This window comes from Pantoea sp. X-Soil-OKNW-713, from assembly GCF_059730685.1.
Genome location: NZ_AP035995.1, coordinates 2,924,959 through 2,937,880 on the forward strand (window position 1 = coordinate 2,924,959; position 12,922 = coordinate 2,937,880).

Consider the following 12,922-nt stretch of genomic DNA (forward strand, 5'->3'; position numbering starts at 1 on the left):
TCGTGAGTGGCCCTGCCTAAAATTCCCCACCTTTTGCAGGGCCGTCTGATACGGCCACTGCACCTGCCATCGTCGATGGCATGCTGACCTGACATCAGTGAGATCCCATGTTTAAACCTGAACTGCTTTCTCCAGCGGGAACGCTGAAGAATATGCGCTATGCCTTTGCCTATGGCGCTGACGCGGTGTATGCCGGGCAACCGCGCTACAGCCTGCGCGTGCGCAATAACGAATTCACCCATGAAAACCTCGCCAAAGGCATCGATGAAGCCCACCGACTTGGCAAAAAATTCTATGTGGTGGTGAACATCGCACCGCATAACGCCAAACTGAAGACCTTTATCCGCGATCTGACTCCGGTGGTGGCAATGCAGCCGGACGCGTTGATCATGTCCGATCCCGGCCTGATCATGCTGGTACGCGAAGCCTTCCCAGCGATGGCGATCCATCTCTCGGTACAGGCTAACGCCGTCAACTGGGCGACGGTGAAATTCTGGCAGCAGATGGGGTTAACCCGCGTGATTCTTTCGCGCGAATTGTCACTGGAGGAGATCGGTGAAATTCGTCAGCAGGTGCCGGCAATGGAGATCGAGATCTTCGTACACGGCGCGCTGTGCATGGCCTATTCCGGCCGTTGTTTACTGTCCGGTTATCTGAATAAACGCGATCCCAACCAGGGGACCTGTACCAACGCCTGCCGCTGGGAATATAAGGTGGCGGAAGGCCAGCAGGACGAGGTCGGCAATATTGTCGGTTTCCACCAACCGGTTGAGGTTCAAGCAGCCACACCGACGTTGGGACTGGGTACGCCAACGGATCGCGTTTTTCTGCTGGAAGAGAAAATGAAACCGGGCGAAACCATGAGCGCATTCGAGGATGAGCACGGCACCTATATCATGAATTCGAAAGATCTACGCGCCGTGGCACATGTTGAACGTTTGAGCCAGATGGGCGTGCATTCGCTGAAGATCGAGGGCCGTACCAAATCGTTTTATTACTGCGCCCGTACCGCCCAGGTGTATCGCCGGGCCATCGATGATGCCGCCGCAGGTAAACCCTTCGATCCTTCGCTGCTGGAAACCCTGGAGGGTCTGGCACATCGTGGCTACACCGAAGGTTTCCTGCGTCGTCATACCCATGACAGCTACCAAAACTACCAACAAGGCTATTCGGTGTCGGAACGCCAGCAGTTTGTCGGTGAATTTACCGGTGAACGCCGTGGCGAGTGGGCGCAGGTGGCCGTGAAGAATAAATTCTTGCTGGGTGATGAGCTGGAAATCATGACCCCCAATGGCAATCTGAATTGTCGGCTGGAAGCGATGCAGAATGACAAGGGAAGCGCCGTTGATGTGGCACCGGGGGATGGTCATCGTGTCTGGCTGCCGGTACCCGAGCACGTCGATCTCGCTTTCGCATTGTTGCTGCGTAACTTTTCCGCTGGCGACAGCACGCGCGATCCACACGCCAGCAACCGCACTTAATGAAAAGAAATGGGTGAAATTAGAACAGGATCACAGACCGCCGTTTCGCCCTGGCGTAAACTCGCTTTCGCTGCTAACGAGTAACAATAATCAGCAGGTAGTACCAGGAACCACCTCATTCACCCGCCCGGCTCCCCCGTGCGGGTTTTCTTTTTTTCATCCCCGCACCGATAAAGTTCCTGTCCCGGCTATGCTATAACCACTTTTATCTGTAATGCCTCAGGGAATGGACGATGCAAAACCAACCACTTACCTTATTGATTTTGAATGGCAAAGGTGCCGGAAATGAAGAACTCCGCACCGCGGTAAATAAATTGCGTGATGAAGGCTTTAATCTGGCCGTGCGTGTCACCTGGGAAAAAGGCGATGGCGACCGCTACGTGCAGGAAGCCGTCAGTTTGCAGGCGGAAACGGTGGTAGCTGGCGGCGGCGATGGCACCATCAACGAAATTGCCACCGCACTGGCAGCGCTACCCGCAGACCACCGTCCTGCGCTGGGCATTCTGCCGTTGGGTACCGCGAATGATTTTGCCACCAGCGTCGGTATTCCGCTGGAGATGGAACCGGCACTGCGTCTCGCGGTGCTCGGCAAGGCTACCGCCATCGACCTGGCGCGCGTCAATGGCGATCGCTACTTTATCAATATGGCGACCGGCGGTTTTGGCACTCGCATCACTACCGAAACACCGGAAAAACTCAAATCCGCGCTGGGTGGTGTTTCCTATTTCATTCATGGCCTGATGCGTGTCGATGCCCTCAAACCGGACCGCTGTGAAATCGTAGCACCTGGTTTTGACTGGCAGGGCGATGCGCTGGTCATTGGTATTGGCAACGGGCGTCAGGCTGGTGGCGGCCAAAAATTGTGTCCTGACGCGCTGATTAATGATGGCCAGCTCAATCTGAGCATCGTCACCGCCCAGGAACTGTTGCCGACCCTGTTGCATTCGCTGACGCGCGATGATGAAAACCCCAACATTGTCTCAGCGAAGTTGCAGTCGCTGAGTATCCGCTCTCCCCACGAGATGACATTTAACCTGGACGGCGAACCCCTGAGCGGTAGCGAATTCCAGATAGAGGTGCTGCCGGGCGCATTGAGCTGCCGTCTGCCGCCGCAGTGTCCGCTACTGGCGTAATTTGTCTCTTCCGCGTAGCGGCGCGATTTATCGCGCGAGGTTTTCTGCCAGCATGCACAGAACCGCGCGATAAATCGCGCCGCGACGTTCCGATCCCTCCTTTCCCGAGCTGTGACCCTCTTCACAACTCTGTTAAGTCGACTTGTATGGTAGTATTTGCAAGCGTATTTTTTCATCATTGATTTCCCGTTAAAGCCCCTCGACCGCGAATGACGGCCAGGGCAAAGGAGCTGATGATGAAAAGTGTGGTGATTGAACAACCGGGTGAACTGGTACTGGCAGAGCGTCCCTTACCGCAACCTGCTGCCGGTGAAGTTCGCGTGAAAGTCCAGTTTGCCAGCATCTGTGGTTCGGATGTGCATATCTGGCACGGCCACAACCCTTTTGCTAAATATCCTCGCGTTATCGGGCATGAATTCTTTGGGCTGATCGACGCCGTCGGCGAGGGCGTCGATGCACAGCGTGTTGGCGAACGCGTGGCAGTCGATCCGGTTGTCAGTTGCGGTCACTGCTATCCCTGCTCGATTGGTCGCCCCAACGTTTGCAAGGAACTTCAGGTGATCGGCGTGCATCGCGACGGTGGTTTCAGTGAATTCGCGGTCGCCCCAGCCAAAAACGCCTTCCGTCTGCCTGATGCGATTCCCGATAAGCTCGCCAGCATGGTTGAACCCTTCACCATCGCCGCCAACATCACCGCGTTCCTGAAACCACAATCACAGGATGTGGCGCTGATTTACGGCGCAGGCCCAATGGGACTAACCGCCATTCAGGTACTAAAAGGCGTCTATGGCGTTGAACAGGTACTGGTGGTGGATCGTCTGCCAGAACGCCTCGCATTGGCGCAACAAAACGGTGCCGACCAGGTATTCAACAACAGCGAGATCCCGCTGGCGGCGCAACTGGAAGGGCTACAGCCGACACTGATCATCGATGCCGCCTGTCACCCCAGCATTCTGGCGGAAGCGGCCGCCCTCGCCTCTCCGGCCGCACGCATCGGCTTGCTGGGCTTCTCCGGCGAACCGTGCAGCATTACGCAACAAAGCCTGACCAGTAAAGAACTGTCGCTGTTCACTTCACGTCTGAACAGCAACCGTTTCCCGCAAGTGATTGAGTGGATGGAAAAAGGCCAGATCCAGCCAGAGAAGCTGGTGACGCACTACTTCCCGCTGGCGGACATTGAACGTGCCATGACGCTGTTTGAAAAAGACCCACGCACCTGCTGCAAAGTGATTCTACACATGGGTTGAGTTAACCTTCACACCAGGTGTCCTCTTGCCGGTGCGTACCCGCCGGCAACAATACAATAAAGCAAGATGTCGGAGTTTCTATGTTAAAGAACCTGCGCTGGACCCTCGTACTGCTGTTATTTCTGGTTTATATGATCAATTACCTCGATCGTATTGCCCTGTCCCTGACCGTACCGCTGGTAGAAAAAGATCTGATGATCAACGCTGAACAGTTCGGCATGATTTTCGGCAGCTTCTTCTTCGGCTATGCGCTGTTTAACTTTATTGGTGGCCTTGCGACCGATAAATTCGGCCCGACCATTGTGCTGGGCACCGCTGTGGGTATGTGGTCGCTGTTCTGCGGTATGACCGCACTGGCGACCGGCTTCTGGTCAATGATGATTCTGCGCGTGCTGTTTGGTATGGCAGAAGGCCCAATCTGCGCCTCGGCTAACAAAGCCATTAATGGCTGGTTCCCGAAAAAACAAGCGGCTACCGCGATGGGCCTGCTCAGTGCCGGTTCACCGCTGGGTGGTGCCGTCGCCGGACCAATTGTTGGCTATCTGGCGCTGTCATTCGGCTGGCGTCCCGCTTTCGTGGCAATCTGCCTGATTGGTCTGGTATGGATGGCGTTCTGGTTCTTCTTTGCCGCTGATAATCCGGCGAAAAGCAAGCGCGTCTCCGCGGAAGAACGTGCGCTGGTGGAAAAACTGAAAGCGGAGCAGCCCGGTGAAGAAACCGATCTGTCCGGTGCTGTACATGGTATGGGTTACTACCTGCGCCAGCCGATCATCCTGGTCACCGCTTTCGCCTTCTTCTGCTACAACTACATCCTGTTCTTCTTCCTGAGCTGGTTCCCGGCCTATCTGGTGCAGGCACATGGCCTGGATATCAAAGCCATGAGCATCACCACCATGATCCCGTGGATTGTCGGTTTCGTCGGCCTGGCATTGGGCGGCTGGATCTCCGATAAAATCTTCAACATTACCGGTAAGTTACTGTTGTCACGTAAAATTGTGCTGGTGGTCTCACTGCTGGCCGCCGCAATTTGTGTCGCGCTGGCCGGTACGATAAAAGAGGTGAATTCGGCGGTGATCATGATGTCGATCTCCATCTTTTTCCTCTACATCACCGGCGCGATTTACTGGGCGATTATTCAGGACGTGGTGCACAAAAGCCGTGTCGGCAGTATCAGCGGCTTTATTCACCTGGTGGGTAGCCTGTCAGGCATTATCGGTCCCATCGTCACCGGTTTTATTGTCCAGCACACCGGCAAGTTCGATAGCGCCTTTATCCTGGCGGGTGTGGTTGCGGGACTGGGCGCGCTGCTGGTGCTGTTTGTTATCCGCAGCCCAAAAACCAGTAACAAACCGGTCTCAGCCTAAAAAATTGACCATTGCGGGGCGGCTTTACGCCCCGCCTGCTAAAAGGAATGATTATGTTAGAGATTGGCAGCCTTCCCGCCGATGTTCAGCGTCCAGGTTATGATCGCAGCCGCCTGAAAACCCGCATGGTCCACATCGGGTTTGGTGCCTTTCATCGTGCCCACCAGGCACTGGCAACGGACAAGCTGGCGGAACAGGGCAGCGACTGGGGTTATTGTGAGGTGAACCTCAACAGCGGCGCGTTGATTCAGGCGTTGCGCCAGCAGGATTTGCTCTACACCCTGACTGAAATGGCTGATGACAGCCTGCATACCCGGGTGATAGGCGTGGTGACTGGCGCGCTGCACGGTAAAGGGGACGGTATCGATGCGGTTATTGAGGCAATGTGTCAGCCGGATGTGGCGATTGTTTCGATGACCGTCACCGAAAAAGGGTACTGCCACCTACCCGCCAGCGGCAATCTCAACCCTGATCATCCCGATATCGTGCACGATTTAGCGCATCCGCAGGAGCCACATTCGTTACCCGGCCTGATTCTGGCAGCGATTATCCGTCGACGCGCAGGCAATCTGCCGCCCTTTAGCGTGATGTCCTGCGACAACATGCCAGAGAATGGTCATGTGACGCGCAACGTGATTGTGCAACTGGCGGAGCGACACAGCTCAGAACTGGCCGACTGGATCAAAAACCATATCACCTTCCCTTCCACCATGGTGGACCGCATCGTCCCGGCGATGACCGATGCCGCTTTTGCCAACCTCACTGCGCGTCTCGGGTGCGAAGACCCGGTGGCAGTGGAAGCGGAACCCTTTTTTCAGTGGGTGATCGAGGATAACTTTGTGAGCGGGCGTCCGGCGTGGGAAAACGCCGGAGCAGAACTGGTCAGCGATGTGCTGCCGTTCGAAGAGATGAAGCTGCGAATGCTGAATGGCAGCCACTCTTTCCTCGCGTATCTTGGCTATCTGGCGGGTTATGAACATATCAGCGATTGTATGGCGGATGCGCATTATCGCCATGCCGCCCGTGCGCTGATGATGCAGGATCAGGCTCCGACACTGCGTACCACCGGGGTGGATCTGGCCGCGTATGCCGATTCGCTGATCGCCCGATACGAGAATCGCGCCATTAAACATCGCACCTGGCAAATCGCCACCGACGGCACGCAAAAGCTGCCACAGCGAATGCTGGACAGTGTGCGCTGGCATCTGCGCAATGGCTCTGACTGTGACTTTTTGCTGTTGGGTGTGGCAGGCTGGATGCGTTATGTCAGCGGCGTTGATGAACACGGTCAAGCCATTGAAATTCGCGACCCGCTGAAAGAGGAACTGGCGCGCATTGTAGCGACCAGCGAAGAAGGCGCGCCGCGTGTCCGGGCGTTGCTGGGGTTGAAAGCGGTGTTCGGTGACGATTTGCTGCAACACCCAGGCTTCGTGAGCCGGGTGACGGAACTTTATCAGCAGCTGTGTGCCGAAGGGGCGCGTGCCACGGTGCATGCCCTCAGTCAGGAGTAACGCCGCAACAAACTGGTAGCGCAGATGCAGCGTGCTGATTAGACTGAATCTTTCCCATAAAGGCTGGTCAATACCAGCCATAAATACGGATATTGCTGCATGTCAATTGCCTATACCATCACCACCAGCGAACCGGTGAATCAGCAGATCTATCGCTATTTGCGCCGGGACATTGTCACCTGCGCCATTCACCCTGGCTCGCTGTTGTCGGAAAAAGAAGTTTCTGCGCGCTTTAACGTCTCTCGTCAGCCGGTGCGCGAAGCTTTTATCAAGCTGGCTGAAGCCGGCCTGGTGCAGGTATTGCCGCAGCGTGGCACCTTTGTGCGAAAAATCTCTGCCCAGCGCGTTGCTGATGGTCGTTTTATTCGTGAAGCGGTGGAAATTGCCGTGGTCCGCCGGGCCGCGCAGGAAATTACGCCTGTCGCCCTGATGGCGCTGGAGCATAACCTGCAACTGCAACGTTTAGCGGCCGAACGCCACGACAGCCAGGCGTTTCTCGCCCTCGACGATGAGTTTCATCGCCTGATTGCGGAAAGTATCAACTGTCTGCTGGCCTGGGAAACGGTGGAAAATATCAAAGCGACCATGGACCGGGTGCGTTTTCTGACATTAAGCGAAGTCTCACCGCCGGAGAACTTGATCCAGCAGCATGAAGAGATTTATGCGGCGCTGAAAGCGCACGACGTTGAGGCTGCGGAGTCGGCAATGCGCCGCCATTTGCAGGAGATGATTATGACAATAACGCCGATTGCAGAACGTAATAGCGAGTGGTTTGAAGCGCCTTAAGCAGTGTGACATGCCGTAGCGGCGCGATTTATCGCGCTGTTTTTTTGCGGCATCATGCGCAGAATTGCGCCGCTACGGTTTAATTATGCGATCGTCACATCTTTGGACAAATACACATCCTGCACCGCGTTAATCAGCTCCACGCCCTCTTTCAGCGACTTCTTAAACGCTTTGCGTCCCAAAATCAGTCCCATACCGCCGGCGCGTTTGTTAATCACCGCCGTGCGCACTGATTCGGCCACATCGGTTGCCCCCGCAGCCGCACCGCCAGAGTTAATTAACCCGGCGCGCCCCATATAACAGTTCGCCAACTGGTAGCGTACCAGGTCGATAGGGTTTTCGGTGGTCAACTTGCTGTAAACGCGATCATCGGTATGGCCGAAATTCACCGCGGTATAACCCCCGTTATTCTCTGCCATTTTTTGCTTCACGATATCCGCGCCAATGGTCGCGGCCAGATGGTTAGCCTGACCGGTTAAATCGGCGCTGGCATGGTAATCCACGCCATCTTTCTTGAAGCCATTATTGCGCAGGTAGGCCCACAGCACCGTCACCATACCCAGCTCATGCGCACGTTCAAACGCGGCGGAGATCTCTTCAATCTGGCGACGTGATTGCTCAGAACCGAAGTAGATGGTGGCCCCGACCGCAATGGCTCCCATATTGAACGCCTGCTCGACGCTGGCGTACAGCGTCTGATCATATTGCGTCGGATAGCTCAGCGTCTCGTTGTGGTTCAGCTTCACCATAAACGGGATCTTGTGCGCATAACGCCGCGCCACCGAGGCCAGCACACCGTAGGTGGAAGCGACACAGTTGCAGCCCGCTTCAATCGCCAGCTCAACAATATTTTTCGGGTCGAAGTAGTGAGGATTGGCGGCAAATGAAGCGCCGGCGGAGTGCTCAACCCCCTGATCAACTGGCAAAATCGACAGGTAACCCGTCCCCGCCAGGCGACCGGTGTTGTACAGCGTTTGCATGTTGCGTAATACCACAGGAGAACGATTGTTATCGGTCATTACGCGATCCACATAATCCGCGCCCGGTAAATAAAGGCTTTCCGCTGGAATGGTCATGCAGCGATGTTGAAGAAGGCTATCCGCTTCTTGGCCCAATAACTGAACGATGTCCGTCATACTCACTCCTGATTAATGGCTGGATTGGAACCGGCACCTGCCGATTCGCCCCCAACAGCCTGGACCGGGATCCGCCAGGCTGGCAAATTGCTGACTCCATTTTTCAGACAGATACGCAGGCAAAAAATGGCAATTCGGCGTTACGCCCTACCACCAACGATGAAAATGGTGCACCGGTCCAATGCCTTTTCCGACTTCCAGAGAATCGGCATGCAGTAACGCTTGTTGCAACCAGGCTTTAGCCTCGGAGAGCGTCGCAGCCCAGTCATCATGGCGTGGACGTAGCGCCGCCAACGCAGCTGACAGCGAACAACCGGTGCCGTGGGTGTGGCGAGTATTGACGCGTGGCGCGGTAAAACGCTGACGTCCGTTGCGGGTGATAAGCCAATCCGGGCTCTCCGCATCACTCAGATGTCCTCCCTTCATCAGTACCGCTTCACATCCGAGATCCAGCAATGCATCCCCCTGCATCAGCATCGTCTTCTCATCCTGCGCCACACTGCGGCCAAGCAGCGCCGCGGCTTCTGGCAAATTCGGCGTAATCAACGATACCTGTGGTAACAACAACTCACGCAGGCTGGCGATGGCATCCGGTGATAACAACGCATCGCCACTTTTGGCAATCATAACGGTGTCCAGCACCACGAACGGCAGGCTGGCACGCTTCAGCTTGTCAGCAACAATTTCCACCACCGCCGTTTCCGCCAGCATGCCAATTTTTGCCGTGTCGATACGCACATCATCGAGCACCGAATCCAGCTGCGCTCCGACAAAATCTGGTTCGATACGATAGACCGACTGCACACCACGGGTATTCTGGGCCACCAGCGCGGTAATGACGCTGGTGCCATAGGCACCCAGCGCGGAGAAGGCTTTGAGATCGGCCTGAATTCCCGCACCACCGCTGGGGTCAGTACCGGCAATAGTCAATGCATTAATACGTTTCATGGCGTCACCTCCAGCGTCCACAGCGCATCCAAAAAGGCAGCAACAAAGCTGCCCGGCCCCTGGACCTGGCGTGCCGCCCGTTCACCGGCCAGTGACATGACCCGACAAGCTGCCGCCACATGTTGCAGACGTTCACCCGGCAGGCTGGCAAAAGCCGCCACCACTGCCGACAGCGCACAACCTGTCCCCACTACGCGTGTCATCAGTGGGCTGCCGCCCGGGATGGCAAAGGTATGCTGACCATCGGTGACGTAATCCACTTCGCCGGTTACCGCCACGATGCTGCGGTAATCGTGCGCCAACTGTTGAGCAGCGCTGAGTGCGGCGTCAGCCTGATGCAAACTGTCCACGCCACGCCCGCCCGCCGCCTGGTTCGCCAGGGCAAGGATTTCCGAGGCGTTGCCACGGATGGCTGCCGGTTGCAGGGTCAATAGCTGCTGACAAAATTCGGTGCGAAAGGTTAACGCGCCCACCGCGACCGGGTCGAGCGTCCAGGGCGTGCCGGCACGGTTTGCCGCCTCTACCGCAGCCTGCATGGCGACGCTGCGATCGCGCGTCAGCGTGCCCACGTTGATGAGCAGAGCATCGGCATAACCGCTGAACTGTGCGGCCTCATCAGCGTCGATCACCATGGCAGGTGAGGCGCGCAGTGCCAAAAGGACATTAGCGGTAAAGGTCTGAACCACATCATTGGTCATGCAATGTACCAGCGAAGCATGTTGATGCAGTAACTGAAGCGAGTGCGCGAGTTGCGCGGAGGAAAGAAGGTCAGGTTGTTTCATAAAGCTCCCAACCGGCGATCAAGAAGGCGAATGCGGTCAGGCATCTGACTTCCCTACGCTGGCATTATCCAGATCAGGTGGTACGGGTATTTCTCAGCCTTCACAAGGAAGGGCACCCCGAGTCATTTAAATAGAAATCAACTAATTACGATAAATTCTTCTCATCGATCTCTAATGAGAAATAGTACTGTCAGCAGGAAATCTTGTAAATGAGAAAAGAGACCCTGCTGCGTTATATGTCTCGGTTTGATGCTGACTGTAACCGGAAAATGAGAAAGCCTAATAGCCGCATAACAATCTGAACTAAACGCTATGGAGCCTGGAAACTTAATATCAAAAGTAATCTTTTATTTTTTCGGCAAGCGCTTTACCAAGTAGTGGCGGAACAGCATTACCTATTTGCTTTGTAATTTCAGAACGGTTTCCGAAGAATTTAAAGTCATCATCAAATGATTGTAACCTTGCTCCTTCACGAGGAGTTAAGGCTCGATTAAGAATAGGGTGAATACAGCGATTTGAAGCTGGATGCACAAAATTTACAGTAATAGTTACCGCAGGCTCATCCGGGTCAAGTCTACTGTAACAACTACTAAAACCACTGGTTATCAGTTCCTTGGGGATGCAACTGATATTTTTCCCAGAGTGTTTTATTATCTCCATCATTTTTGGCGAATGTTTTGTCGCACTATGAAGCTCTAATTCTTTAGTACCCTTCCTTCTGTCACGTTGATACTCATTCATGGGGTCATTGGTATAAATCAAACTTGATTCACCTGATTCTATTGGGGGTAAATCACCAATCGCCTCCATAGCAGTTATCGCCAGAGGTAGATTATCAGAGCGAAGTGAAAACATTGTTTTTTCTTTATTTTTGTGACCAATGGTCGCTCCAGAGTAATAAAATTTTGGAGCAGGTAACTCCAATTTACTCCCCCTGGGAGCACCAAGCATAATCAGCCTTTCTCTTTTTTGAGGGACACCATAATGAGCCGAATTCAATATTTTCCATTCGGTATCATAACCCAGAGAATGAAAACATTCTTGCATCTGCTCAATTGTATCGCCGGATTTATGAGTCGCCAAACCTACAACATTTTCCAAAACAAAATACTTAGGTCGGAAAAAATTCACATAAGATGCATACTCTTCGAACAAAGTATTTCTGGGATCATCATCCTCTGAAGAACGAAATGGTCGAATAGAAGAAAACCCCTGGCAAGGCGGGCCTCCTACTAACACATCCAACTCACCTTTTTTTACTCCGGTTATTTCGGATACTTCCTTTTTGGATACCTTCCTGATGTCACCTGCAATAGCATGAGCTTTAGGATGATTAAGCTGGAATGTAGAAACAGATGATTGAAGTAAGTCAATTCCGAAGGACACTTCAAAGTTTGCCTTTTCTAAATTTTCAAACCCCTTGGAAAATCCACCTGTACCACAAAACAAATCGAAAACTTTCATATAGTTAACCCAAAAAAACAATATCCGGTGGAGACTATAGTCTCGTAGATCATGGAAGTCAATCTATTTACAATTCTCCCATCTAGACATTTGGAGTGAGCCATGTGCAACAATCGGAAGTTTATTGAGAATTTCTCAAGAAAAATCAATGAATTGAGAATTGAGAAAAAACTCACAATTGAGCAACTTGCCGATATGGCATCAGTTCACCGTACAACAATTGGCTTAATTATTCGCAATGAACGCTCACCATCTCTACAAATGGCAAAGCAAATAACAGACGCATTAGGGGTCCGATTAAGCGAGGTTATTGAGAAAATTGAAAACGAAAACATTTAAAGGAGTTAATTAATGAGACTTGCTAAGCCAGAGCATTTAAGGAATGCCGATGATTTATTTAAATTTACAGGATTAGCACCTGAAACCATAGCCCAAGCAATTAACGATTGTTATCGAACATTGGATAACATTGATCATCAAATGATGGCTCAAGGTATCCCTAGAATAGCTAACCTCGTGGAACTCGCCAATCTATCTTCAATGGTTGGTAATATCCTGGGAGCTGGACTAGCTGCAAACTCCAATGGGAAATATATTCGAAACAGACCTCATGCATATCCAGATTTAATACCAACAAATGGACAGGGAAGAGAACTTGAATTAAAAATGGCACTTGAGACCAATCGACCCAAGGGGCATTTACCTAAAGCTGGTAATTACATGACTATTAGGTACGTATTAGGTGATGCGTCTGGGGCTTACCAAAAGGGAAAGAATTCACGAGGAGATACAGTATGGATATGGGAAGTTAAGGTTGGATATTTAAATGAAGGTGACTTTTCTTGCAGCAATACAGCTGGAGACTCAGGAAAAACTGCCGTAATTAAATCGGGCGCACATAACGATATGTCATTGGTATATTTTGCACCAGAGTTTTTACCTTACAGCAATAAAATAGGGAAACAATACTGCGGTTATAACTGACAGCAAGACAGCATATACTCATGAGGGCATATCACGAGCCACTACCGGATTGCATCTTCGGCTAGCTATTCTCGTGATATTTATCT

12 protein-coding genes and 1 riboswitch are annotated in these 12,922 nt (G+C 52.9%); of the genes, 8 read left to right on the forward strand and 4 right to left on the reverse strand.

The annotated features are described in order from the left end of the window. Nucleotides 1–107 precede the first annotated feature (107 nt). From trhP to AC6I8R_RS13765, 6 genes are all read left to right on the forward strand, one after another. The gene (gene trhP / locus AC6I8R_RS13740; protein WP_415174021.1) at nt 108–1,481 is read left to right on the forward strand and encodes a prephenate-dependent tRNA uridine(34) hydroxylase TrhP; all 1,374 of its coding nucleotides are present in this window, start codon (nt 108–110) and stop codon (nt 1,479–1,481) included. Between the two features lie 233 nt (nt 1,482–1,714). Continuing rightward, nucleotides 1,715–2,614 (forward strand): lipid kinase YegS, encoded by a 900-nt coding sequence (gene yegS, locus AC6I8R_RS13745; RefSeq protein ID WP_208723972.1) that lies wholly within the window; start codon nt 1,715–1,717, stop codon nt 2,612–2,614. A gap of 236 nt (nt 2,615–2,850) precedes the next feature. Beyond that, nucleotides 2,851–3,861, forward strand: a complete 1,011-nt coding sequence (locus AC6I8R_RS13750) for a Zn-dependent oxidoreductase (protein WP_021185998.1) — start codon at nt 2,851–2,853, stop codon at nt 3,859–3,861. 80 nt (nt 3,862–3,941) lie between these two features. Beyond that, a complete protein-coding gene (locus tag AC6I8R_RS13755) occupies nt 3,942–5,225 on the forward strand; it encodes an MFS transporter (RefSeq protein ID WP_021185999.1) in 1,284 nt (427 codons plus the stop codon). Nucleotides 5,226–5,278: 53 nt separating this feature from the next. Beyond that, nucleotides 5,279–6,736, forward strand: a complete 1,458-nt coding sequence (locus AC6I8R_RS13760) for a mannitol dehydrogenase family protein (protein ID WP_497832472.1) — start codon at nt 5,279–5,281, stop codon at nt 6,734–6,736. A gap of 99 nt (nt 6,737–6,835) precedes the next feature. After that, entirely contained in the window at nt 6,836–7,522 is a 687-nt protein-coding gene (locus AC6I8R_RS13765; protein ID WP_021186001.1) for a GntR family transcriptional regulator, read from the forward strand. An 83-nt stretch (nt 7,523–7,605) separates the two neighbouring features. Here AC6I8R_RS13765 and fbaB read toward each other — a convergent pair whose 3' ends face one another. The 4 genes from fbaB to AC6I8R_RS13785 all read right to left on the reverse strand — a co-directional run bounded on the left by fbaB (nt 7,606) and on the right by AC6I8R_RS13785 (nt 11,852). Then, a complete protein-coding gene (gene fbaB, locus AC6I8R_RS13770; RefSeq protein ID WP_021186002.1) occupies nt 7,606–8,658 on the reverse strand; it encodes a class I fructose-bisphosphate aldolase in 1,053 nt (350 codons plus the stop codon). A 147-nt stretch (nt 8,659–8,805) separates the two neighbouring features. Further along, nucleotides 8,806–9,606, reverse strand: coding sequence for a bifunctional hydroxymethylpyrimidine kinase/phosphomethylpyrimidine kinase (gene thiD, locus AC6I8R_RS13775; protein WP_021186003.1), 801 nt, complete (start codon nt 9,604–9,606; stop codon nt 8,806–8,808). Further along, nucleotides 9,603–10,388, reverse strand: a complete 786-nt coding sequence (gene thiM / locus AC6I8R_RS13780; protein WP_415174023.1) for a hydroxyethylthiazole kinase — start codon at nt 10,386–10,388, stop codon at nt 9,603–9,605. Before thiM ends, thiD begins: the two co-directional genes overlap by 4 nt. A 33-nt stretch (nt 10,389–10,421) precedes the next feature. After that, nucleotides 10,422–10,518: riboswitch (TPP riboswitch) on the reverse strand. Between the two features lie 203 nt (nt 10,519–10,721). After that, the gene (locus AC6I8R_RS13785) at nt 10,722–11,852 is read right to left on the reverse strand and encodes a DNA cytosine methyltransferase (RefSeq protein WP_497832473.1); all 1,131 of its coding nucleotides are present in this window, start codon (nt 11,850–11,852) and stop codon (nt 10,722–10,724) included. 102 nt (nt 11,853–11,954) lie between these two features. On the opposite strand from AC6I8R_RS13785, the gene AC6I8R_RS13790 reads away from it, so the two are divergent. Further along, nucleotides 11,955–12,191, forward strand: coding sequence for a helix-turn-helix domain-containing protein (locus tag AC6I8R_RS13790; protein ID WP_497832474.1), 237 nt, complete (start codon nt 11,955–11,957; stop codon nt 12,189–12,191). Between the two features lie 12 nt (nt 12,192–12,203). Beyond that, entirely contained in the window at nt 12,204–12,836 is a 633-nt protein-coding gene (locus AC6I8R_RS13795) for a hypothetical protein (protein WP_497832475.1), read from the forward strand. Nucleotides 12,837–12,922: the final 86 nt, after the last annotated feature.